Here is a 23,204-nt window from a genome sequence, read left to right on the forward strand (position 1 = left end):
AAAAGCATAGGCATCGCTGCACTCAACGGCCTATGCTTATAGCTTATGCTCACTCGATTGAAAAAAGTCGATGTCCTTATTGTGCTGATTATTCTTGCGGTCATTGTCGCAATTATTGCACCAGCCCAAGGGGAATTCGCACAGTGGTTTTCTCTTGCCACTAAGGTTGCTATCGCAGTGCTCTTCTTCCTCTATGGCGCTCGATTATCGACGAATGAAGCCCTCGACGGCTTAAAAAATTGGAAATTGCACCTTACTATTTTGTGTTTTACCTTTGTGCTTTTCCCAATTATCGGCCTTATACTTCAACCTCTAGGCCATGTGATTGGCGAGTCTATGTACTTAGGTATTTTGTATCTCACCTTAGTGCCTTCGACCGTGCAATCCTCGGTAGCCTTCACTTCTATTGCGCGCGGTAACGTTGCTGGTGCGATCGTCAGTGCGTCGATAAGCAATTTATTAGGCGTTGTACTTACTCCACTACTGGTCATGGCTTTGATGTCGAATGTGAGCGAAGCACATATCAATGTCGATGGCAAAGTTTTTGCTGATATTGCAATTCAACTTTTACTGCCTTTTATTCTAGGGCAGCTATGTCGACGTTGGGTCGCGGATTTTGCGGCGAAAAAGGGCACAAAAATCGTTGATCGCGGCTCAATTACCATGGTGGTGTACTCGGCTTTTTCCGCCGGCATTGTGGCAGGAATTTGGTCACAGATCAATGTGCAACAAATAGTATTCCTTACTCTTTTATCTATTGCACTAGTTTGCCTCATGTTGTGGCTAACTAATCTGATCTCACGATTACTCCGCTTTTCTCGGGCAGATCGCATTGCTATTGCTTTTTGTGGTTCCAAAAAATCACTAGCTACCGGCTTACCCATGGCCTCGGTAATTTTTGCTAGTACTGAGGTTGGTCTACTCATTTTGCCGCTGATGATTTTCCATCAAGTGCAATTAATGATCTGCTCATGGCTTGCCACCCGCTATAGTAAGCAAGATCCCACTGAAGAACTGAGCCAAGGAGTAAGCCTATGAGTGAACATTCTGATATTTTTATTCGTCTCACCCTAGAGGTGCCAGGTGCCGGCAGCGTGATTCATACTGCGCAATTACGTCCACTTGATGCACGCACCTGTCAGCTCATCCGCATTATTGAACTTGCTCCCGATGGCACTATTCATGGTGGCGCAACCCCTACTACTAGTGCAGGACTACAAACTGATCCGCAACGTATTGTTCCACATCCAGATCTCTATGGGGATTTCCCAGATGTCACTGCCGAAGTACTCTCAGAAAAAGAGTTTGATACTCTCTGGCAACAAACTATTACCCAATTTCCCACTTTGAAATAAAGCTTTTTTGCACTCCTCATATGTGTTGTCAGAGCATACAACCCCTACTGCAGCTAAGAATTATTGCAGTAGGGGTTTAGTAGTAAGAAGTTTTTATTTTTCGTAACTTATGGCTTTGATAATCCATCATGAGCTTAAGCATGTACTGTTTCACTTGTGATGTTCACAGATAAACATACTTAAATCTAAAGACTTATCTCTTTTTGAAGAGGTTCTTTCTTTCCATATCGGATGCGATATCCCGTGATAGGTGATTAGTTGATGAGATACCAGTTTTGCGCATTCATTCCGAAAGAGTTAACAATGCGTAACTACCGTTGATAGAAGTCTTTGACTTTGCATTTTCTCTGATATTCGTTTTACACAAGTTTTATCAAGCGAAAACAATATTGACCATAAGCATATAGAACACTGTGCCGCCGATAATTGATAGGGCAGAGTCACGTCGCCACATGTGTAAGGCCAGAGTTACCGCTGTAGCAAGAAGTGCCACTGGTATATTTCCCGGTAGGGTGCGCGCGTTATACAAACAATAAACAACCAATACGGTCATTACCCCCACAGGCATAGTTTTCGAAAGCAGACCCATAAACGGGCTACCTTTTAAGGTTTTTACCACACTAAAAGGAAGCCAACGTAGCAAAAAAGTAACCACACTAATAGGAATAAGCACGGCGAGAGTACCAATTAAACTCACGCCTTCAGGAAGTCCATATTCCGCACCAATCATTATTTTTCGCCCTCGCCATAACTACACTGTTCCGGTTTTTCTGCCCTGCGCCAACTTAACCGACGATCAACCTTCGGTGACCGGAAACGCATCACAAGAAAAAGAAAATAAGCACTCAAAGCGATCATGAGCATCTGCGCTGGCGCAAGAATAACTGCCCCTAGGGCAAAAAGAATGGCACAGATCGGTAATGAAAAATCCTTATTAATTTGGAATGCTTCCCAAGCTAGAACCACAAATAACGCAGTAAGGGCAAAATCCATGCCATGGATATCTGGTGGAATAACCTGGCCAATAAGCGCTCCGGCAACACCTGATAAAACCCACATTGTATGACACGTGATTTGGATAGTCATCAACCGAACTGCAGTCATTGGCCGTGAATACGATACCGAGGCAATAGCATAGCTTTCATCGGTAAGCGCATAAGCAGAATATCCACGAGCTAATGGGTTTTTTAATACCTGGCGGGGAAAGGTTAAGCCATAAAAAAGATGCCGGAAGTTCACCATAAAACCAGTCAATGCCGCAGAAATTGGCCCTAAACCACCAGTAATAAGGCCCAGAGCAAGGTACTCCGTAGAACCGGCATAAATAATGATTGAGAAAATGGGTGCCCACCACCAAGCAAATCCGGTTTGACTCAATAAAAGACCAAAAGCAAGGCCAAGTGGAACCAGTCCAACTCCAACCGCCCAGGTTTCTTTTAAGCCATAACGAATTTCTTGTTGAGCACTAAAAGAAGCACACTCATCTTGACTGAACTGAATAGCCTGTTCTGGTGTACCTGGCAATGGTAAAAATGGGGGAGTGTCCTCATTCTCAGCATCATAATTTTCGCTAGTTTCACGTGAAACCATGTTTTTTCTCTCTAAAAAGCTAAAAATCTACTATCTACAAGCAATGACCACCTTCTGTGAACAGAGCCCTTAAAAGAAAGACACATCTGCACAAAGAGTTGTTCTGCAAAAGTATTTCTTGGAGATTACTTTAGTTGTCGTTAATGTTTTCTGGAAAAGTCGAATACACTGCCAGAGGCATTCCTTGACGACGCATAATTTCGCCCCAGACATCAATATTGCTCGGCGCAATAACATCGCTTGGCAGAGCAGGGGTAACAAACCAGTCGCCACTTTCAATCTCTGCTTCCAACTCACCTGGTTGCCACTGCATAAAACCGGCGAAAAAACGCATTCCATCAAGCTTGCTACGCATAGCTTCAGGATCAGCTTGTAAATCCACCATTGCTAACCGATTAGCAATCCGATCCAAATGAGGTTCCGCGACAATATCAACACCAGTTGCTGTTACCCCTATCCCCAACACAGCTTGTTGTTCTAACACCCCACCGATATATATTGCCTGTGGTTTAGCGGCAAATGACGCCCACTCAGGTAGAACATTAAACACAGCTGTTTCACTGCGTGCAGTGAGATTTATCCCAACAGTAAATCGATGCGAATATTCCAATAACAAAACAACGCTTCTAGTTAAAAACTCATTATCTAATCCCGGTGCTGCTACCAATAACATTCCCGCAGCAGGATCTTCTCGCTCGACAGCAGTAAATAATGTGCTGCCAAAAAGCTCCTCAGCCATAATCAGTGCCCCTTCTAATCCCTTATGTTGTTATCTCTTTTTGTTGTGCCCACCAGGCAGTCAGATGCTTAATGGCTTCTTCTCGCGGCATTGGACCATGTTCTAAACGTAATTCTTTAAGATAACTCCATGCCTTACCCACCTGCGGACCCGGTTTTAAATCAAGTAACTGCATAATCTCATTACCGTCGAGATCCGGACGCACCTTAGCCAAATCTTCTTTCTTAGCAATCTCAGCAATGCGCTCTTCCAAATGATCATAAGCTCGGTGCAAACGAGCCGCTTTCTTTTTATTCCGAGTCGTACAATCCGAACGCACCAGTTTATGTAGACGATCCAAAAGCGAACCAGCGTCGGTTGCGTATCGACGTACCGCAGAATCTGTCCACTGGTTTTCAGAAAATCCATAAAAACGCATATGCAGATATACCAATTCACTTACATCAGCAATCATCTGCTTGGAGTACTTCAATGCACGCATGCGTTTACGTACTAACTTCGCACCTATAACCTCGTGGTGATGGAAACTCACCTGGCCATTTTCGTTATATGCTCGCGTATCTGGTTTACCAATATCATGCACCAATGCAGCCCAACGCAATACCAAATCCGGCTGACCATCTTCCTTATCAATCGCTTGCTTTAATACCTGTAAGGAATGAGCATAAACATCCTTATGCTGGCGGTGTTCATCTTGAGCTAATTGCAAGGCGGGAAGCTCTGGGTAGATATGGGCAGCCAAACCGGTTTCCACCATAAGATCAATACCCTCCCATGGGGCAATGCCTAAAATGAGCTTATCAAGTTCTACGCGCACTCGTTCAGCAGTGATCCGGTTAATCTCAGCAGCCATATCGGTCATAGCTTTTTTCACCCGATCAGCAACTTTAAAACCCAACTGCGAACTAAACCGCGCCGCGCGTAACATACGCAAAGGATCGTCATGGAAACTGATTTCAGGTTCAGTCGGGGTATCAATAAGCATGGCTGTAAGGTCACTCAAACCACCCATGGGGTCATGAAAAATAAACTCACCATCGGCACAAATTTCCACTGCCATCGCATTAATTTTAAAATCACGGCGAATAAGATCCCCGTCTAAATGATCCCCGAAACGCACCTCCGGGTTGCGCGATTGACCATCATAACTATCGGAACGGAAAGTCGTGATCTCAATTTGCTGTTGATCTTTTTCTGCCGACACTGTGCCATATTCAATTCCAGTATCCCACACCACATCGGCATAATTATCTAGAATTTCCTGAATTACCTGCGGTCGAGCATCCGTCGTAAAGTCTAAATCATTACTGATTTTTCCTATGAAAACATCGCGTACTGGCCCGCCCACAAGATAAAGTCGATGACCACGATCAACAAAAAGCTGAGCTAACGGAACTACAGTAGGGCGCAGCGCAGCCAAAGCTTCTTGGGCTTGAGCAAAAGGGACGGTGTTTTCAGAATTCACTCGCATGATTCTACCTACTGAAATCACCTGCGAAAAGGAACCCGCTGTCTAACAAAAGAAGTGTTAGCCACACCCGAATAAAAAGAAAAAGTGAAGACTCAAACACGAAAAGTGTTTCTTTAGTTTCCTCGACACAGAATAAGGGATACGATCAAGCAGATGAATGAAGCCGAATCGAGGCGAAATACGCCCTATACCCGAGACGGCGACGCACAAGGCACTGGCGGCCAGCGTCGCCGCCGACGTAACCGATCCCGCAATAAGGGTTTAGAGCGAGAAACCCCACGCAACAATACAAACGCTGCGGTTACTCCTTCCGTCTTAGCTTTGGCAGCTACTAGAAAATTGACTGCATCTCATCGCAGCCATAACGAGAAAACTCAGCACAACGAAAATTCCACCCATTCGACACGAAAAAACCGTCGTTATGCTGGAAATATAACTAAAAATAAAACTCGAAAAACCACTAAGGCTCATGAGACTGCAGAGAACCACAGTACACATAACACTTCAACTCTTAGCAACAGTAAAAAACAAAACAGCAAAAAAGCGTATGGCGTAAATACTTTTACTGGTACTTCGCGAGGAAAAAATAATCGAAATAATTTCAATTCGGAATCGCGGCCGAGAAGAGCATCAGATAAAAGATCATCGGAAACTAAAAATAGTCGCTATGCTCACAAAACCGGTGCACTTAGCCGCAATGCTCTACGCAACCCGGCTGCTAACACCATGCCGATTCGTACCGAAACCTCAGCGGGTGGGCTAGTTGTCTCTGGTCTAGCCGAGGCTGTGCGCAGCGATGGTTCAGTTGATCTAGACAATATTTATGTAGCACTTATTGGTCGCCTTGATCGACGTGGTCGGTTATTGTGGTCGATCCCTAAAGGTCACGTAGAAAACAATGAACCCATTGATCTCACTGCTGAGCGAGAAGTATGGGAGGAAACCGGTATTCATGGTCAAGTTTTTGCCACATTAGGTGTCATTGACTACTGGTTTGTTTCTGAAGGAACCCGGATTCATAAAACTGTTCATCATCATTTACTACGCTATGTTGACGGCGATCTTAACGATGAAGATCCCGAAGTAACTGAGGTAGCGTGGATTAATGCCAATGAATTAGTAGAGCATTTCGCTTATGCCGATGAACGCAAGCTTGCCCGCATTGCCCATGAACTTCTCCCAGATTTTGCTCGCGCGGAGAAAAAGGCAGGAAGGGCTACACCACGATAATGGCTATATCTGCACGTTATAGGCCAGGTTTGCTTAGTCTGGCCATTATTATCGGTGCAAGTACTACAGCTGGCATCACGATACATACTGGTTCACTTTTAGCACCGGCATATGGGGAAGCCCTGCCTACCTCACCGACCAACCACGATTCTCGTACGCAATGGATTAATCCGACCACTCGGCCGGGAGAAGAAACGAATCCGCACATCCAGATCGAAATTCTCGATCAGCCACAAGCAATCCCAGTTGGTGAGGAACTTAGCTTACGGGTACGTATTAGCAATAACTCTGAAAGTGCTATCGCTGCCGAACAACTACGCATTCAACCTCGCCATGCCGATGCTGAACCAACTGTAGAAACCGCGCAAGCTGTTCTTGCGGGAACCAATGGGCAATATCCTTATACGGCACAGGCAACCACACTAGGGTATAGCATCGACGCGAAGTCGAGTGTGGAAGTAGATCTCACTATCCCAACCGTAGCCGGTGATCTCAACGGCTTTAATATTGCTGATCCTGGCGCTTATCCGGTAACCATCAATATTGAGTCCACCGAGGGAGTACATGATTCCGAACGGTTCTTGCTTGCGGTATTAGATCAGCATCAAAGTGTGCGTGCCACCACCGAAGATGAAGAATCCACTCCACCAGCCACGCCAGTAACGCTTATTTTTCCACTCACCACTGAGGTCAATATCGTCGATGGGGAAACTGGAGATGCCCCTAATCCGCCACCGCTTATTCTTAGCAATGAGTCTATTTACCACGAGATTTCCGCCGGTGGTAGATTACGCACACTTGTCGACGAACTTCTCCAAGCGCGCTTAAATCCGGCCCTCAACCAGGCCAGCTGTATAGCTATTGATCCAGCGTTATTGCATGTACTTAACCGAATGAGCAATGGTTATTCGGTAGGTGAGCAGCGGCCAAGTTCAGTATCACAAAATCAGCGGTTGCGTGATAGTTGGCTAAAAAAAGATGAAGAACTGCCGTTAGAAACAGGGCAAGGCAAACAAGCGGCACAAGATTTCCTGGTTGCACTACGTCAACTCAGCGATCACTGTGTTGTTTCTTTACCATGGGCACAGGCTGATATTAATGCTGTCGCCGCTACCAATAACGAATGGCTCTTACGCGAAGCACTCCAGCGTGGTAATGAAAGTATCCGAGAAATTTTAGGTACCGAACCGTTAGATAATGTGGTGATATCACCTAACGGCTATATAAATTCTCGAGCTGTCGATCAGATTCAAAAATTGGTGGACTCTACTACTACCGATATTGAACAAGCCTGGCGCGCCAACAATACGCCTACTGAGATAACCGCTCAGCCACGCGCTACCCTTACTGTTCTTGTTGCCGACAATAATATAAGCAGTGAGCAACAATCTGTTTTACTCAGTGATAATCTGCAAGCGGTTACCTATCCTAGTGCCCTAGCTAGTGTCCTCGCTTCTGGTCTCGATACCCCCATAACCACTGCTTATAGTGCTTATTCTTCCCGTTATGATTACACCTTAGATAGTGTGTACGCTCGCAGTGCTACTACCGATACTGCCCTAAGGTTAGGTCTTAGTAGTACCCAGCCCACATTGATTATGGCTCCTGCCGAGTACAACACTACCGCGTGGCTTACTACCATTAATCAGCTGTTTCAATCCGAAGCGACTACTCCGTTAGGATTAGCGGACTACCTCAAGAATGCAACAATCTCTGTTTCACCAGAAAACAATAATTTGCTCAACCCAGCAGTTGATCCCACAGTGGTTTCCGATACTGAAGTGCTCCGTGCTGGTCAACAAGCTACGCATATTGATAACCTTACGCAACTACTTTTTAGTGACCCCGCGATCACTTTAACTCCTTATGGTTTTACCGAACCATTACGCCTTGATGTACTTCGCACATTAAGTACCACCGGCAGACGCTCGCTTTATACCTTTGATAAGCACATTACAGAGATAAATGCACTACAAAGTTCTGGCGTAGAAACCTTACGAGAACTAAATAATTCAGTCAGCCTTATTCCACCAGGAAATATTTATACTCGGTTCTCGAATAATTCGCCGCTACTTATCGTCGCAAAGAATGGTTTGCCGCTACCAGTAGATGCAACCATTATGTATGCCGGCCCAGAAGGGGTACATATTGAGGTTCCTGAGCAGCTTATTATTCCAGCGAAGGGCTCTATTACGGTACAAATGATGGCAGAATTAACTGATACGAAAGGGCGCACAGATTTACAATTATGGCTAGCCAATCGCGATAAAGTAGCTATTAGCCAGCCAATTGATATTGGTGTGCAAACCAGGCAGGGGATTTTCTCTGCCGGCACTGCTGCTACTTTATTAGTTCTTGGGCTTATTGCTGCCTTATTTTCTCGCCTCTTCCTGCGTAGACGCCGTGCTCGATTAGCTGAAGAACATCGGGTAACCCAAGCACAAGAAAAAAGTAAACGAAGTGTGGAAAAACGTTTAGCGCATAACCGTTACCCACGTAATACTTCACGTATGCCTAGAAGCAGAATATATAGGCGCAACGATGTTGAGGACGAATCCGCAGATCCGCATAAACCAACCCACTAGCCTTAGTTTTTCTCTCAGAGTCTGACTAAGGCTTGTCCCTTAATAACAATCGCCTTAACCGCCCGCTTTCCCGACTCCGGTGAATGAATCCCAATAAGAATGCGAGTAATCGTGAACTCACAGGTACCTCAAGAAAACAACCAGGCTGGTACCCGCAGTCGCTTCCGCACTCCGAGTGCACCCGCGCCCGTGCCTAAAGAAACTTTCACAACTAAACGAGCACCATCGCAAAGCGATGATTTTTCCTCATTAAGTACTCCACCAGCAGTGGCTTCAACACGTGCTAGCAACACAATCGGTACAGCCAGCTCAAGTGTTAACAATTCTGCACCTAGCACCAGTACGTCAGTAGCTACTCAATCTGCTACTAGTAGCACTCGTGCCCAAGCTAATTCGGTGCAGCCAGAAAATCAACAAAGTAATGACCAAGAGGTAGTCAGTTCTACCGGGTCAATGGCGATTGCTACTTTGATCTCACGTATTACTGGTTTCTTACGTAATGTGTTGCTCACTTCTACTCTTGGTGGTGCGGTAGCTTCAGCATTCAATGTTGCCAATACCTTGCCAAACCTGATTACCGAAGTTGTATTAGGTGCGGTTCTTACCAGTTTGGTAGTACCGGTTTTGGTTCGGGCAGAAAAAGAGGATGCAGATAGGGGAGCGGCATTTATTCGTCGGCTGTTTACCTTATCGGCCACCCTATTAGCGGCAGTAACGCTCATCTCAATTATTGGGGCACCGCTATTAGTGCGCACTACCTTAGATATTGAAGGCAAGGTCAATGTTATCCAATCAACCTCTTTTGCCTATCTGCTATTACCGCAAATTTTCTTCTATGGTGTTTTTGCCTTATTAATGGCAGTACTTAATACCAAGGGTGTGTTTAAACCCGGTGCGTGGGCGCCAGTTATTAACAACCTCATTGTGCTCGTAGTCATGGGTGCTTATTGGATTGTGCCTGGTTCTTTATCGCCAAGTGAACCAGCTGGGATCACCGATCCTCATGTTCTGTTACTCGGTATTGGTACTACCTTAGGTGTGGTAATCCAAGCACTGATTATGATCCCTCCCATTCGTAAGGCCGGAGTGTCTTTGCGTCCCCTATGGGGTTTGGATGATCGCCTCAAGCAATTTGGTGGTATGGCATTAGCCATTGTCGTTTATGTGCTTATCTCTCAGTTGGGTTATATCGTTACCACTCGTATTGCTTCTTTAGCTAGCGACGATGCCCCCATTATTTATCAGCAGCATTGGATGTTATTGCAGGTGCCTTATGGCATTATCGGCGTTACATTATTAACCGCAATTATGCCGCGATTATCTCGCAATGCTGCTAATGGTGATGACCGGGCAGTAGTACGCGACTTAGTAGTAGGCAGTAAATTAACCTTTATTGCCCTCATTCCCATCGTGGTTTTCTTTAGTACTTTTGGTACCTCAATTGCCCATGGTCTTTTTGCCTATGGCAACTTCGGTGGCAATTCCGCCACAACTTTGGGATTGACCTTAAGCTTTTCTGCATTCACGCTTATTCCTTATGCACTCGTGCTGCTGCATCTACGCGTATTTTATGCCCGGGAGGAAGCGTGGACACCAACTTATATTATCGCCGGTATTACCGTTACCAAGATTGTGCTGAGCTTTTTAGCACCATATATAACTACTAATTCACATCAGGTAGTTATTCTGCTCGGTGCCGCAAATGGTTTTGGTTTTATCGCTGGTGCGGTTATTGGTGCGCTGTTGTTGCGTCGTAAGTTAGGAAACTTAGGATCAAAGGACGTGCTGCATACCTCACTATGGGCACTTGGTTCCTCTTTAATAGGTGTGTCGGTGGCTTTAGTGGTAAAAGGGGGACTTAATTTCGTACTGCCACAACATAGTTCTTTTATCCAATTAGTCATCCTGAGTGTGGTCGGTGTTATCTTCTTGATTGTCACCGGGCTTGTGCTCAGCCGTTCTGGACTCAGCGAGGTTGCCACACTTGGTACGGTATTACATCGCATTCCAGGTTTGCGTCGCTTTATTACAGTCAGCGATCAATCTGCTCCTATGGCTCCCATTAATGAGGTTGAGGCCGAAGCTTTGCGTTTCGACGCCACCTTCAATGCTTCCCCAGTGCCTCCGCCGATGTCGGCGGGTATTGTTCGCGGGCCGCGATTGGTACCCGGCGCTGAGGTTTCTGATGGTCACTTCCGATTACTTGCCGATCATGGTTCTGTACCAGGGGCACGTTTTTGGCAAGCCAGAGAAAAGCTCACCGGAAGAGAAGTTGCGCTTACTTTTGTAGATACTTCTGGTCAGGCTCCAGTAGCTCCATTAACTCCGGCGGCAGCCGCTGCTAAAGCAGCTGAGGTATCCCGCCGTACTCGATTACTAGCTGGTTTAGGGCTTGATTGCATAGCTCCTGGGGTCGAGATTATTAATTATCGTTCTGGTTGCATTGTGATCGCTGATTGGACCCCAGGTCGCCCACTTGCTGCGGTTGCTACCGAAGAAGTCAATCCTTATGCTGCGCTAGTGGCACTTACTCCACTTGCTCAGGCAGCAACTATAGCTCGAAGTGCACACACTAGTATTGGTTTAGATAACCGCGCTCGAATCCGCATTAATACCTCAGGTATGGCGGTTCTGGCTTTCCCGGCGGTCTTAGAAGGCACTAGCTTTGATAAAGATATCCGCAGCATCCGTACTGCTTTGGCTACCTTAGTCGGAGAAAAGAAAACGGTTGTTGAGCCAGTTGTTAAATCTGAAGGCGAAGAGTTTATTCAACAACTTTTGGCAGTACAGATACCCGATAATGATGACACTATTGATGTTGCTGCTGATATCGCACCACAACCGGAAAGCACTCCTGGTTTCGGCCGAAAAGGTTATTCTCGCGCAGGCATAGCCATACTTGGTCTGGCAGCTATTGCAGTAGTTGTTTCCGTAGCACTACTGACTGCTTATCTCATCAGTCTTTTTAATAATAATTCCAGCCAATCACCTATTAATAACAGTACGCTTAGCCAAAATTCTTCCACTTCCGTGTCTGCGCCTAATATTGTGGTGCCCCTTGATGATGTCTCTAGCTGGGAGCCGAATAACAATATTCTTCCTAATAGTGCCGATCTGCTTTTCGACGATGACCCCAACACCGCCATTGTGCTTCCGGTAGGAACAAAAACTGGTATTTGGGTAACTCCTAGCGAAGGTATTCATACTGAAAGCATTGTTATTGGTATCAGCCTAGGGGAGCTTAATATCCAGGTTTATGGCGTTTCTGAGAGCGATCCGCAAACAGTTGATTCTTTAACCGAGGCGGAACTAATTAGTAATGTCACTGCTTCAGAAAGAATTACCCGTATTGATGTTGGGGATTCGACTGCGAAAAATTATATTGTGTGGTTAGAAAACATTTCACAACAAGAAATAACGATCGACAACCTCACTGTCGTTGGCCATCACACGCGCTAGAATCATTCGATCAATATTCATCAGTACCTTTTACTGATAAGCCAGTAGTGTGCTTATGTTCCTAAAAGCATAAGCACACTACTTAAACACCAACACTAGAAGTGGATTATCCAGAACTACTGGTTAGCTAAAAGTTAGCCGATCACCTGGCATTCTCCCTGTATAAGGGGAGTTTTTTCTACGTTTTATGGGGGTAATGAGCTCTATTAGGGTGCTCGCCACTATAAATGAGTAGGGCAGTAATCAGTATGTGGCCACCTGAAACTAGATGTATAAGCAACTGCTAGTAAGAACCAGGAAAATACAATTTCAGCCGACATAATTAATGTAAAAAACTGCATAAATGCAGTTAAAAAGCATATTTGCTAAACAATTACTTTTTCATCCTTAACTAATTAAGTAAAGAAAACACCCAATTAATTAGTCAGTTAAACATCGTTTAAGAAATCTTTCCTTGGGGGAAACTTATTTCAACTTTCCGTATGTACTTTTATTCTTCCCAGTATTTACGTCCATGTACCCCCACCAAAAAATCGATTCCGATGAACTTAATGAGCCTGATCCAGCTCCGCTCATTATGCTTTCCACGCATCGTACTAACCCTGGATCAGCGTGCATTAGGCGCGCTCGACAATCCCTTCCGGTGGGTATGGTCTTGCCCTACTCTGATGAGCTTTATCACCAAACAATTCTTGATATTTTTTGTGCTCCACAAAAACCCGCAACAACAAACTATTTTTCTTCGTACCCGCCAATTAAAAAAGGCGAACGCAGAGCAATTACCAACTTCTATATTGATATAGAAAATTTTTCTTTTGCCGGACCACATACGCTTATCACGACCAATAAAAACTACACTGACCTTTATAAAATTTATGGTCACTACAGTGATATAGCCGTCGTCGAAAAATATTTAGCCGGAGACGATATTGCTCTTACCTTTTTAATTAACAAATACTTACGACGATTGTGGTGGATTGTACGTCAAGAAAGTCCCACTCTTTCCGATGCTGAAGACATGCTCCAAGAATGTCTTTTTAAAGCTACTCAGGCAATTCATACCTACCAAGGCACCGCAAGTTTTGGTACCTGGTTGCACCGGCTAGTGCGAAATCATGCTGCTGATAAACGTCATAAACCCGATAAATCTCCAGATCACCGCACTATTAGTATTAATGAGGTACGCCATGTTCGCATCCACCGCATTCATACTGAACAACCTATTGAAGAATATGTTGACCTCAGCACTATTATCGACGTGATTTATCAGCTACCAACTAAGTTACGGTGGGCAATTCAGCTCGTTGATATTGCTGGTTTTGAAGTGGACTATGTAGCCAAAATTTTTAATGTCAACGTTAATACTATTCATACTCGTAGGTGTCGAGCACGGGAAAAAATCCGAGAAATTTTAGAGTGGGATCAGCAACAAATAGAGCAGTATTCAAAACGTCGCAAAGCATAAAAAATAAAAATTTGCTGAGTGGGAATTAATAATCTCTTAGAATGGTTCTGCTTAGAGAGATGGTATTCACCCCGGCTAGACTAAGCACGAATATCATCGCTAGAAACAGTTAAGAAAGGTATCCCAGTGAGCGAAAAACCTATCCATGACGTTGCTATTATCGGCTCCGGTCCAGCAGGATATACCGCAGCGCTTTATGCCGCACGTGCTGATCTCAAGCCTATTGTTTTTGAAGGCATTGAATATGGTGGCTCGCTAATGACCACCACTGAAGTCGAGAATTTCCCCGGCTTCAAAGACGGCATTATGGGTCCGGATCTCATGGAGGAAATGCGCAGTCAGGCAGAACGCTTTGGTGCCGAGTTGCGCATGGAATTAGTCACCAAGGTAGAGCTAGAAAGTAACATCAAGCGGATTTGGGTTGATGAGGAAGAACACCTCGCACGCACCGTCATTCTGGCCACAGGGTCTGCTCCTCGGTATTTAGGAGTCGACGGTGAGCAAACTCTCCTTGGACGCGGTGTGTCTGCTTGTGCTACCTGCGACGGTTTCTTCTTCCGTGATCACGACATTGCGGTTATTGGTGGCGGAGACTCGGCAATGGAGGAGGCGATCTTCTTAACAAAGTTTGCCAAATCCGTTACTGTTGTCCACCGCCGCGAAGAATTCCGCGCTTCCGCAATTATGCTCCAGCGTGCCCAGGAGAATGAGAAGATTCGTATTCTCACCAATAAGGCAGTAACCAAGGTACTAGGCGAGTCTACTGTTACCGGCCTAGCACTTGTCGATACAGTCACCGGCGAGAACTCTACCCTCGATGTCACCGCTATGTTCGTTGCCATTGGTCATGACCCACGCTCAGATATGTTCCGTGATGTCATCAACACCAATGAAGCTGGTTATGTGCAGGTAGAACACCCCTCCACCCGCACAAACATTCCTGGTGTTTTTGCTATTGGCGATCTGGTTGACGATCACTACCAGCAAGCTATTACCGCTGCGGGTTCTGGTGCCCGTGGTGCTATTGATGCTGGCAATTATCTCAGCGAATTTGAAGCCTAAATTTTAGGCTTAACTAACTGCACTCAACTAGCCTAGTGCTAGGCCAAGGTTAACCCCTAACTTTATGGACACTGTTTAATGCAGCTCCTAATATTCACATGGCTATGTTTTATAGTGTGTAAATCTTATATCTAAGACAGGAGAAAACTTATATGAAGCCAATCAACCTTACCGAAGCAGATTTCAAATCCACTGTTATCGAGTCCGATAAACCCGTACTGATCGATTTCTGGGCACAGTGGTGCGGCCCATGTAAAAAACTTGGTCCAATCATCGAAGAAATTGCCGAGGAAATGGGTGACCAGGTAACCGTCGCCAAGGTCGATGTGGATGCAGAGCGCAATTTGGGTGCAATGTTTCAAATTTTGTCCATCCCTAGCGTTTTAATTTTCAAGGATGGCCAGAAGGTTTCCGAATTTGTTGGAGTTCGTTCCAAGTCTGACATCGTGGCGGAGTTAAAGAAGTTCCTCTAACTGGTATCGTAGGTGCCAGCGTTGCCTGCTGCATGAATTGTGCAGCAGGTCGATTAAGGAGGAAAACCACAGCGTGTCCGACATTCTTAAAGTCGGCGACCGCAGTCCACGGGTCGCTGAAGTTCGAGGTGCTCTTGCACGACTAGGTTTGCTTAACGAGTACGCAGGTTCCGTAAGCAACAGTAGCGCTCAGCAGTACACAGACTCTGAGACGCTTTTCGACGATCACCTAGCAAACACTTTGCGTGGCTTTCAACAGTCGCGTGGAATTATCGCTTCTGGAGAAATCGACGATATCACTCTGCGGGTACTTCGCGAGGCTTCGCATCGTCTTGGCACTCGCGTATTGAGCTATCAACCCAGTAATCAGCTTGTCGGCGACGATGTTGTACAGTTGCAAACCCAACTACAAGAACTCGGTTTCTATACCGATCGCATTGATGGACATTTCGGGGAAGCAACCCATCATGCTTTGATGAACTACCAGATGAACTATGGACTCAACATAGATGGCATCTGCGGGCCACACACAATCCGTGCTTTTAGTCGCCTTGGCCGTCGCATTAAAGGTGGTTCCCCACAGGCTTTACGTGAGCGAGAGCGAATGCGCGATGCCGGGCCAAAACTTACTGGCAAACGAGTAGTTATTGATCCAGCACTCGGTGGCGAAAATAAAGGTCTAGTCGTTCGAGGCGCTTTTGGCGATATCACCGAAGAAGAAATCATTTGGGATTTAGCTAATCGTATCGAAGGCCGTATGATTGCTGCTGGCATGGAAACCATTATTTCTCGTCCACGTCACGATGATCCTACGCATAAAGACCGTGCCGAGATTGCTAATGCTTTTGGCGCCGATCTTATGATTCGTATGCAATGCGACCGCTACCACAATGAAAAAGCCAATGGTGTGGCAAGTTTCTATTTCGGTTCTGAAATGGGTGCTAGTTCAATGACTGGTGAGCTGCTTTCAGGTTTTATCCAGCGAGAAATAGTAGCTCGTACTGGTTTAGTAAACTGTGGCAACCACGGACGCACCTGGGATCTATTACGCATAACAAAGATGCCTACAGTTGAGGTAGTTACCGGTTATCTCACCAACCCCAATGATGTAGCTATTCTTAGTGATCCAAAACACCGCGATGCTATTGCTGAAGCTATTGTTGTCTCAGTAAAGCGCCTTTATTTGCTTGACGACGATAATCAGCCTACTGGCACTTATAAATTTAGTGAGCTTTTAGAACAAGAGCGAATGAAGAATTAAGGTCAAAAAATGGGTGCAGATCTAAGAGAAGATCTGCACCCATTTTTATATATCTTTTAAACTAAAACTTTAGCCAATAATTCATTAACCGCCATTGCGGAAATTAATGCTTGTGGTGGTGGCAATTCAAGACGTAATCGAGGCAGCACTGGATGTTCTTGAACAATCTGAAATCCAGCCGAAGTTAATACTTCAACGCTCATTAAACCTATTTCCTGATGTGCTTGAAATATATCCATAACTTTTACTGGTTGAGGATCAGTAGCGTCATCACGAAAATCAGAATGAAAACCAAATGCTTCAATGGCAGTAGCACCATACATTTGTATTTCTCTAATAGCGGCGTCGAAAAGTACTGTCTCTAAGCCCATGCCAGCAAAGCCAGGATCAATGTGCATACTCGTTATAAGATATGCATCCTGGCTAGCTGGGGCAGTAGGGATACGTTGCACTCCTGGAGCGTGTTGAGGTGCGCAAAATAATAAACTGGCCACACTATACTTCTCGGAACCAATATTAAAACCACATGATGGTTGCTCGGTAAGCACGGTGGAAAACCACGCTTCTTTTTCAAAGCGTGGGTCACCACTTTTTTTAACCCGATCAGCTGTTTTCGGTGCGAGTTCGAAAAAAATATTCTTTGCGCATTGCGGATGCACCTGAGAAAGCGACTGCATCCTAATTGCAGAGACAGCCGAGAGCATAGGAATCTAGTCCCGTCCGCCTAAAAGTGCCATAATGCGTTCGAAATCTTCTCGGCCACCGAACTCGACTACTAATTTTCCTTTTCGCTTACCCATGCTTACCGAAACTTTGGTATCAAGAGAATCAGCAAGGTGATCGGCAGCAGTACGCAAAAACTCCGGGGGAGGGGCTTTCTCTCGTGGCTTCTTTTCTGCGGTTTTTTCACCACGATTAATAAGTGTTACGGCTTCTTCGGTTGCACGTACCGACAGGCCTTCTGCAATAATGCGCTCAGCAAGCTTATCTTTAAGCTCATCATCGCCTTTGAGACCTAATAGAGCGCGAGCGTGCCCGGAGGAAAGAACACCAGCAGCTACTTTACGTTGCACATTCACTGGTAGGTTAAGCAAACGAATCATATTAGTAATCTGTGGGCGAGAACGACCCAAACGATCAGCTAATTGGTTTTGGGTTACCCCAAATTCTTGCAGCAATTGCTGGTATGCGTGTGCTTCTTCCAAAGGATTAAGCTGCACACGATGAATATTTTCCAATAATGCATCGCGGAGCATATTGCCATCTTCGGTTTCCCGAATAATCGCTGGAATAGTACCTAAGCCAGCTTTTGAAGCAGCGCGCCAGCGGCGCTCACCCATAATGATTTCAAAGCGATCATGTTCACTTGGGCGAACAACAATTGGTTGTAATAAGCCAAACTCTTTAATAGAGTGCACCAGCTCGCCAAGATCATCGTCATCAAAAACATTGCGTGGGTTTTTATCATTAGGAATGAGTAACCCAACGGGAATTTCTTGATAACGAGCACCTGCTATTAACTGTTCATCAGGTAGTGCAGCTGAGTCAGAATGAGCAGGCTTATTATTCGTTGTCTTCTGATCGCCAAAAATAACATTGGTAGCGTCTTTACCTAAGCGTTCACCATTATTAGGCGTGCTATTGATTAATGCTGCCAAACCGCGGCCAAGACCACCTTTTCGAGACTCGTCGCTCATTAATTAGCCTCGCTTTCTTGAGCCACGTTTTCTTCCATTACTTTTTCTGGTGCAACACCAATAATTTCCGATGAATCAAGCGGGCGGTAATCTCCACGCAAGGCAAGTTCGCGCGCCGCATCCATATATGCCACCGAACCAGGGGATCCAGCATCATAGGTAAGAACCGGTTTACTATAGCCAGGAGCTTCAGATACACGAATAGATCGCGGAATCTTGTTTTTTAACACCAGCTCCTTAAAATGCCCTCGTACTTCCTGTACAACCTGTTCAGACAACTTGGTACGTCCGTCGTACATGGTGAGCAAAATAGCTGAAACATGCAAATTAGGGTTAAGCTGTTTATGAATTTGTGTAATGCTATTAAGCAGCTGTCCCACACCTTCTAAAGCATAATATTCACACTGAATCGGAATGAGTACTTCCTCAACCGCAGTCATCGCATTAAGGTTGAGTAAGCCTAACGACGGCGGACAATCAATGAAAATATAATCAAATTGCGCTTCTTTAATAAAAGGTGCATTAAGTGCATCAGCGAGCCGGTACTCTCTACGAACCATCGACATGAGATCAATCTCAGCACCGGTGAGGTCAATGGTTGCTGGAACACAATATAGGTTCTCATTAACCGAGGACTGTTGAATAACCTCTTCAATGGTTTTAGTGCCGATAAGCACCTCATAAATTGATGGGGTTCCTACATGATGCTGAATATCAAGTGCGGTAGAAGCATTACCTTGAGGATCAATATCAATAACCAAAACTTTTAGGCCATTAATAGCTAGCCCAGCGGCAATATTGACTGAAGTAGTAGTTTTTCCCACTCCACCTTTTTGGTTAGAGATAGACACCATGCGGGTTCGCTGAGGACGCGGCAGATGTAGACTATTGGGGGTTAATACCTGAGCCGCTCTTCGCGCTGCTGTCGCGATAGGCGTGTCATCCCAGTCGTGCTCTTCCATATCATCCTTCTTAGATAGTTCCGGTTTCCCGAATTTTTAGCGCGCTATACCGCATGAGTTTCCGGGTTCAACTCTAGTTCTTTTTCATACTTGTCTCTACAAGAGCAGGGTAGAAGGCTAACGAATTTTTTTAATGCTAATCAGCGTTGTTGCCTGCTCAAGTTGTTTACCTACTTCAAAAATACTGGCACGCCCACCACCAGCTTTTTTAATAAGTTTTTCGTCGCGAAGAAGTTCTTCCCGGACTGTAGAACCTTTCATTGCAATCATCATTCCGTCTTTACGTACCAATGGTAAAGACCAACCAGCTAGCTTACCTAAAGGCGCAACAGCACGAGAAGTAACCACGTCGACAAGCCCTAGTGTGGTACGTACTTGTTTTTCTTCGGCTCGACCACGAATAACTTGAACATTATTAAGGGATAATTTTTCTACTACTTCACCTAAAAAAACTGAACGTTTAAGCAAAGGTTCAATAAGGGTTATGTCTAAATCCGGACGTGCTATCGCAAGTGGAATACCAGGTAAACCTGCCCCAGAACCAATATCAGCAACCCGAATACCGGTATCCATTGCTTCACCAATAACCGCGCAATTAAGAATATGGCGTTGCCATAACCGCGAAATTTCTCGTGGTCCAATAAAGCCCCGAGTAAAACCGTCGGTAGCTAGCAACTCATGATAAGAACATGCATCAGCTAACCGGTCGCCAAAGATTTCTTGGGCAATAACCGGAATATCTTCAGATTGATGATGCTGATCCATGAATACTACTTCCTTTTAGCTTTTCTATACATAGAACCACTAGTGCTGTATACACCAATGTTTAAGTGTTGTTTTATCTTGCCTCATAAAAACATGTTTCACGTGAAACACACTTAGTTATAAATACGCATTACAACTTAGCATGCGCCCTGGACATGACAGGAAGGAAAGAAAAACCGCCCATGAAATAATGGACGGTAAAAAATACTTAAATCTAGTAAAAGCGATAATATTCGCTAGAGGTTAAGATTTCTTCTTTTTCTTATTGTTTTGTGGGCGCTGACCAGGTTTTGGAGCAGATGCTCGCTTAGCATCTTTTTTAGCCTGAATTTCAGCCTCTTCTTCTTCATCCATGCGCTTAAATAAATAACGCTGCTGGAAGAATGTCCACACGTTGTTACCCACCATGTAGAAGAGCAAACCAATATGCCACAGTGCACCAGTAAACAAAATAGTCAACGGCATAAACCACAGCATCATGCGGTTCATCATATTAGTCTGCATAGCCATTTGATCATTTGCTGGTGGCTTTTGTTTGCCAGAAGCCAAACGCTCTTTTTGACGATCAACTGAAAGACGAGCGTTAAAGTGCGTTGCCAATACAATAATGAGAATCAACGGTGCGGCCACTAACGCAATATCAAAACGAGTGAAATCTACCGGCTGGAATGCCTGATACATGCTTTCTGGCATAGAAATATACGATGACAGCGGTACACCAAATAAGCGAGCGTCCAAGAAAGACTGAACATCATCCGCAGAGAAGATGTAATTACCTAAAGCACGGTTTTCTTCTACCGAAAGCCCCAATTGACCAGCGCCATTACCGGTGCGGTTAAAAGAACGCAACACATGGAATAGACCAATGAACACTGGAATCTGAACCAGCATTGGCAGACAACCCATAATTGGGTTCACGCCAGCTTCACGTTGAAGCTTCTGCGATTCCTGCATCATTTTTTGCTGATCATTCGCATATTTTTTGCGAATCTCTTGCAATGCTGGCTGCATTTCCTGCATCTTACGCATGGAACGCATCTGATTCTGGGTAGGTTTAAACAAAAGCGCACGAATCGTAAACGTCAGCAGAATAATCGCCAAAATCCACGACAAACCAGAATCTGGGCTCAAGACAAGGCTGACTGCCTTGTGCCAAAACCACAAGATTGCCGAAATCGGCCAGTAGATAAAGTTGAGCACTGTTTTTCAGAACTCCTTGAGTTAAGGTTATTAAAATTTAACGAGCCACATGGCACACGCACATTAAGTCAGAAACACTTTACGAATATCTCACGCGATATTTTTCTAACGCCATCTACGCCCACGAGGAACAGGATCGAATCCTCCCGGATGCCACGGGCCACATCGCACCAACCGAACAAACACCAACACAGTTGCCTTAAAAACACCATGTGTAGCATAAGCATCCAGCGCATAGGCGCTACATACAGGCTCGAAACGACAGGTAGAACCCATCTTAAGCGGTGAAAGATATTTTTGGTAGAAACGCACCGCATTATAAAGCCATTGTCCCAGCAAAGATCGTGGCCGATTATTCATGTTCTGCATGAGTGCCATATCGTTTGAGACATTTTAGATAAGCCTGGGAAACATCATCAGCCAATTCCTCATAACTGGCAGTTGCAGCAGCAGGCAGAGCACGAATAACTAGCTGAGCATCTGCGGGTATATCGTCGATAAGCTGCATAAAAATATGCCGTAGCCGTCGCGATACCTGATGTCTGGTTACCGCATTCCCAACGGCTTTTGATACCACTAAGCCTGCCCGGGGGCCACCAAAAAAGGGTGCTTCAAAACCAAGGCGACCATATGAATAAAGATGTAAATGCACAACAACGGTGCTCCTGCCCGCACGCTTGCCAAAACGAATCGCTGAGCGAAACGCTTCAGAATTCTCAAGCTTGTACTGGGCGGGGAGCACCGCGTGTTACATTTCTGTGTGCTTAAAGCTACTGCTATTACGCAGTAAGCTTTGCGCGACCCTTGCTACGACGTGCAGCAACAATTGCACGACCAGCACGAGTACGCATACGAATGCGGAAGCCGTGCTTCTTTGCACGACGACGGTTATTCGGCTGGAATGTCCGCTTTCCCTTAGCCACTGTGAACTCCTAGCAAATATGTATGAGCAACCGCGCTTTAAACAACGCTTTTAATAAATCGTTTAAAGCATTCTCAACCTCAGCCGAGCTGGTCACCCAATAAGTTTGAATAAATAAAATATGAGAGTTATGACCCTTTGGGTTACAGACCATAAACACCAACAGCTAGAAAAAGCGATGCTGAAAACTTCCAGCATCCTAGCGTCGATCTCATTTAAAGCACGTGCGAAGAAAAGGCAAAAGACCTTTTCGGTGCAGTGACAGACTCACTCATATTAGGTGAAAAAACTAGCGTCGAACAAATCGACACGCAACACCCCCACCGCTACCCCTGAAATTACAAATAAGTAATTACACTGCTGCTCATAGCTACTTTTGCCGGTCACAGAAGTATCGACACGCGTAAAACAATTATTTTTTCATTCTGACCCAAAATTCTTCAGTGTGAAGAAACTCTATTTTTTGGACTGATTCCTTTCCTAAAGACTACAAATAGAAGCAAGAGAAAATCACACCCTGTGAACAATCCACTCTGTGGATAACTCTCAATCTCGTGTTGAGAGTTATCCTAAAAATTACATAAACCACAGGTAGAAGCATTAAAAATTGCACCAAAAGTTTTCCACAGCCCTGTGAATAACTTGTGGAAAACTTTTCCCACAGTTTCTTCACCAAAGTTTTCCACAGCTGTGGAAAACCCTGTGGAAACAAAGGTCAATACCACAAAGAGATATGGGGACTAATGCTTGAAATTATGTGAAAAGTAGAAAAATAGATACTCTTCGATTTCGCAACTACTTATGTAACTATGGCCAGTAAAATTCCATGTCTCAAGGGGCGTCAAAGTATCTTAAAAAGTTCTGCAAAGATTTTTACGTTATTCATTTAATGTAATTATGGACTTATTGGCCTTCACCACAGCCAATTTGGCTAAACCCAAAATTAACCAAGTTAAGGATGAAACACT

21 protein-coding genes are annotated in these 23,204 nt (G+C 44.9%); 9 read left to right on the forward strand and 12 right to left on the reverse strand.

Annotated features, from left to right (window positions below; all coding sequences use genetic code 11):
* Positions 1–45: 45 nt before the first annotated feature.
* Together UL82_RS10445 and UL82_RS10450 are read left to right on the forward strand one after the other, a co-directional pair.
* Positions 46–1,038 carry a bile acid:sodium symporter family protein gene (locus UL82_RS10445; RefSeq protein WP_046440944.1) on the forward strand — a complete coding sequence of 331 codons (993 nt, stop codon included), beginning with the start codon at positions 46–48 and terminating at the stop codon, positions 1,036–1,038.
* Complete coding sequence (locus UL82_RS10450) at positions 1,035–1,355, forward strand: hypothetical protein (RefSeq protein WP_046440946.1); 321 nt, start codon at positions 1,035–1,037, stop codon at positions 1,353–1,355. The genes UL82_RS10445 and UL82_RS10450 overlap by 4 nt, the downstream gene beginning before the upstream one ends.
* A gap of 373 nt (positions 1,356–1,728) precedes the next feature.
* Here UL82_RS10450 and UL82_RS10455 read toward each other — a convergent pair whose 3' ends face one another.
* The 4 genes from UL82_RS10455 to UL82_RS10470 form a co-directional block, all read right to left on the reverse strand.
* Complete coding sequence (locus tag UL82_RS10455) at positions 1,729–2,085, reverse strand: branched-chain amino acid transporter permease (protein ID WP_046440947.1); 357 nt, start codon at positions 2,083–2,085, stop codon at positions 1,729–1,731.
* A complete protein-coding gene (locus tag UL82_RS10460; protein WP_083966479.1) occupies positions 2,085–2,945 on the reverse strand; it encodes an AzlC family ABC transporter permease in 861 nt (286 codons plus the stop codon). Before UL82_RS10460 ends, UL82_RS10455 begins: the two co-directional genes overlap by 1 nt.
* A 130-nt stretch (positions 2,946–3,075) precedes the next feature.
* The gene (locus UL82_RS10465) at positions 3,076–3,684 is read right to left on the reverse strand and encodes a YqgE/AlgH family protein (protein ID WP_046440949.1); all 609 of its coding nucleotides are present in this window, start codon (positions 3,682–3,684) and stop codon (positions 3,076–3,078) included.
* A 22-nt stretch (positions 3,685–3,706) separates the two neighbouring features.
* Positions 3,707–5,155 carry a CCA tRNA nucleotidyltransferase gene (locus UL82_RS10470; protein WP_046440951.1) on the reverse strand — a complete coding sequence of 483 codons (1,449 nt, stop codon included), beginning with the start codon at positions 5,153–5,155 and terminating at the stop codon, positions 3,707–3,709.
* Between the two features lie 153 nt (positions 5,156–5,308).
* Here UL82_RS10470 and UL82_RS10475 point away from each other — a divergent pair, with 153 nt between their 5' ends.
* From UL82_RS10475 to UL82_RS10505, 7 genes are all read left to right on the forward strand, one after another.
* Positions 5,309–6,385 (forward strand): NUDIX hydrolase, encoded by a 1,077-nt coding sequence (locus UL82_RS10475; protein ID WP_046440953.1) that lies wholly within the window; start codon positions 5,309–5,311, stop codon positions 6,383–6,385.
* Positions 6,385–8,970: a DUF6049 family protein gene (locus tag UL82_RS10480; RefSeq protein WP_052735972.1), complete on the forward strand. Its 2,586-nt coding sequence runs from the start codon at positions 6,385–6,387 to the stop codon at positions 8,968–8,970. The genes UL82_RS10475 and UL82_RS10480 overlap by 1 nt, the downstream gene beginning before the upstream one ends.
* Positions 8,971–9,081: 111 nt before the next feature.
* Positions 9,082–12,429 carry a murein biosynthesis integral membrane protein MurJ gene (locus UL82_RS10485; RefSeq protein ID WP_232009491.1) on the forward strand — a complete coding sequence of 1,116 codons (3,348 nt, stop codon included), beginning with the start codon at positions 9,082–9,084 and terminating at the stop codon, positions 12,427–12,429.
* Positions 12,430–12,943: 514 nt separating this feature from the next.
* Complete coding sequence (locus tag UL82_RS10490; RefSeq protein WP_046440957.1) at positions 12,944–13,894, forward strand: RNA polymerase sigma factor; 951 nt, start codon at positions 12,944–12,946, stop codon at positions 13,892–13,894.
* A gap of 126 nt (positions 13,895–14,020) precedes the next feature.
* The gene (gene trxB, locus UL82_RS10495; protein WP_046440958.1) at positions 14,021–14,956 is read left to right on the forward strand and encodes a thioredoxin-disulfide reductase; all 936 of its coding nucleotides are present in this window, start codon (positions 14,021–14,023) and stop codon (positions 14,954–14,956) included.
* 152 nt (positions 14,957–15,108) lie between these two features.
* Positions 15,109–15,429 (forward strand): thioredoxin, encoded by a 321-nt coding sequence (trxA, locus tag UL82_RS10500; RefSeq protein WP_046440960.1) that lies wholly within the window; start codon positions 15,109–15,111, stop codon positions 15,427–15,429.
* 73 nt (positions 15,430–15,502) lie between these two features.
* Positions 15,503–16,690 (forward strand): N-acetylmuramoyl-L-alanine amidase, encoded by a 1,188-nt coding sequence (locus tag UL82_RS10505; RefSeq protein ID WP_046440961.1) that lies wholly within the window; start codon positions 15,503–15,505, stop codon positions 16,688–16,690.
* 56 nt (positions 16,691–16,746) lie between these two features.
* Here the strand turns inward: UL82_RS10505 and UL82_RS10510 are convergent, their stop codons facing one another.
* From UL82_RS10510 to rpmH, 8 genes are all read right to left on the reverse strand, one after another.
* The gene (locus UL82_RS10510; RefSeq protein ID WP_148668924.1) at positions 16,747–17,367 is read right to left on the reverse strand and encodes a hypothetical protein; all 621 of its coding nucleotides are present in this window, start codon (positions 17,365–17,367) and stop codon (positions 16,747–16,749) included.
* 33 nt (positions 17,368–17,400) lie between these two features.
* Positions 17,401–18,387 (reverse strand): ParB/RepB/Spo0J family partition protein, encoded by a 987-nt coding sequence (locus UL82_RS10515; protein ID WP_046440965.1) that lies wholly within the window; start codon positions 18,385–18,387, stop codon positions 17,401–17,403.
* Positions 18,387–19,349 (reverse strand): ParA family protein, encoded by a 963-nt coding sequence (locus tag UL82_RS10520; protein ID WP_046440967.1) that lies wholly within the window; start codon positions 19,347–19,349, stop codon positions 18,387–18,389. Before UL82_RS10520 ends, UL82_RS10515 begins: the two co-directional genes overlap by 1 nt.
* Positions 19,350–19,466: 117 nt before the next feature.
* Positions 19,467–20,114: a 16S rRNA (guanine(527)-N(7))-methyltransferase RsmG gene (rsmG, locus tag UL82_RS10525; protein ID WP_046440969.1), complete on the reverse strand. Its 648-nt coding sequence runs from the start codon at positions 20,112–20,114 to the stop codon at positions 19,467–19,469.
* A 243-nt stretch (positions 20,115–20,357) separates the two neighbouring features.
* Positions 20,358–21,314, reverse strand: a complete 957-nt coding sequence (gene yidC, locus UL82_RS10530; protein WP_046440972.1) for a membrane protein insertase YidC — start codon at positions 21,312–21,314, stop codon at positions 20,358–20,360.
* A gap of 105 nt (positions 21,315–21,419) precedes the next feature.
* On the reverse strand, positions 21,420–21,674 hold the full coding sequence (yidD, locus tag UL82_RS10535) for a membrane protein insertion efficiency factor YidD (protein ID WP_083966480.1): 255 nt from the start codon (positions 21,672–21,674) through the stop codon (positions 21,420–21,422).
* Positions 21,667–22,056: a ribonuclease P protein component gene (gene rnpA, locus UL82_RS10540; RefSeq protein ID WP_046440975.1), complete on the reverse strand. Its 390-nt coding sequence runs from the start codon at positions 22,054–22,056 to the stop codon at positions 21,667–21,669. The genes yidD and rnpA overlap by 8 nt, the downstream gene beginning before the upstream one ends.
* A 37-nt stretch (positions 22,057–22,093) precedes the next feature.
* Positions 22,094–22,237 (reverse strand): 50S ribosomal protein L34, encoded by a 144-nt coding sequence (rpmH, locus tag UL82_RS10545; RefSeq protein ID WP_046440977.1) that lies wholly within the window; start codon positions 22,235–22,237, stop codon positions 22,094–22,096.
* Positions 22,238–23,204: the final 967 nt, after the last annotated feature.

This window comes from Corynebacterium kutscheri (assembly GCF_000980835.1).
GTDB lineage: Bacteria > Actinomycetota > Actinomycetes > Mycobacteriales > Mycobacteriaceae > Corynebacterium > Corynebacterium kutscheri.

Excerpts from the sequence above, each read along its gene's own strand:
- UL82_RS10445 (WP_046440944.1), top strand. The coding sequence starts at position 46 with ATGCTCACTCGATTGAAAAAAGTCGATGTCCTTATTGTGCTGATTATT.
- UL82_RS10450 (WP_046440946.1), top strand. The coding sequence starts at position 1,035 with ATGAGTGAACATTCTGATATTTTTATTCGTCTCACCCTAGAGGTGCCA.
- UL82_RS10455 (WP_046440947.1), bottom strand. The coding sequence starts at position 2,085 with ATGATTGGTGCGGAATATGGACTTCCTGAAGGCGTGAGTTTAATTGGT.
- UL82_RS10460 (WP_083966479.1), bottom strand. The coding sequence starts at position 2,945 with ATGGTTTCACGTGAAACTAGCGAAAATTATGATGCTGAGAATGAGGAC.
- UL82_RS10465 (WP_046440949.1), bottom strand. The coding sequence starts at position 3,684 with ATGGCTGAGGAGCTTTTTGGCAGCACATTATTTACTGCTGTCGAGCGA.
- UL82_RS10470 (WP_046440951.1), bottom strand. The coding sequence starts at position 5,155 with ATGCGAGTGAATTCTGAAAACACCGTCCCTTTTGCTCAAGCCCAAGAA.
- UL82_RS10475 (WP_046440953.1), top strand. The coding sequence starts at position 5,309 with ATGAATGAAGCCGAATCGAGGCGAAATACGCCCTATACCCGAGACGGC.
- UL82_RS10480 (WP_052735972.1), top strand. The coding sequence starts at position 6,385 with ATGGCTATATCTGCACGTTATAGGCCAGGTTTGCTTAGTCTGGCCATT.
- UL82_RS10490 (WP_046440957.1), top strand. The coding sequence starts at position 12,944 with ATGTACCCCCACCAAAAAATCGATTCCGATGAACTTAATGAGCCTGAT.
- trxA (WP_046440960.1), top strand. The coding sequence starts at position 15,109 with ATGAAGCCAATCAACCTTACCGAAGCAGATTTCAAATCCACTGTTATC.
- UL82_RS10510 (WP_148668924.1), bottom strand. The coding sequence starts at position 17,367 with ATGCAGTCGCTTTCTCAGGTGCATCCGCAATGCGCAAAGAATATTTTT.
- UL82_RS10515 (WP_046440965.1), bottom strand. The coding sequence starts at position 18,387 with ATGAGCGACGAGTCTCGAAAAGGTGGTCTTGGCCGCGGTTTGGCAGCA.
- UL82_RS10520 (WP_046440967.1), bottom strand. The coding sequence starts at position 19,349 with ATGGAAGAGCACGACTGGGATGACACGCCTATCGCGACAGCAGCGCGA.
- rsmG (WP_046440969.1), bottom strand. The coding sequence starts at position 20,114 with ATGGATCAGCATCATCAATCTGAAGATATTCCGGTTATTGCCCAAGAA.
- yidD (WP_083966480.1), bottom strand. The coding sequence starts at position 21,674 with ATGAATAATCGGCCACGATCTTTGCTGGGACAATGGCTTTATAATGCG.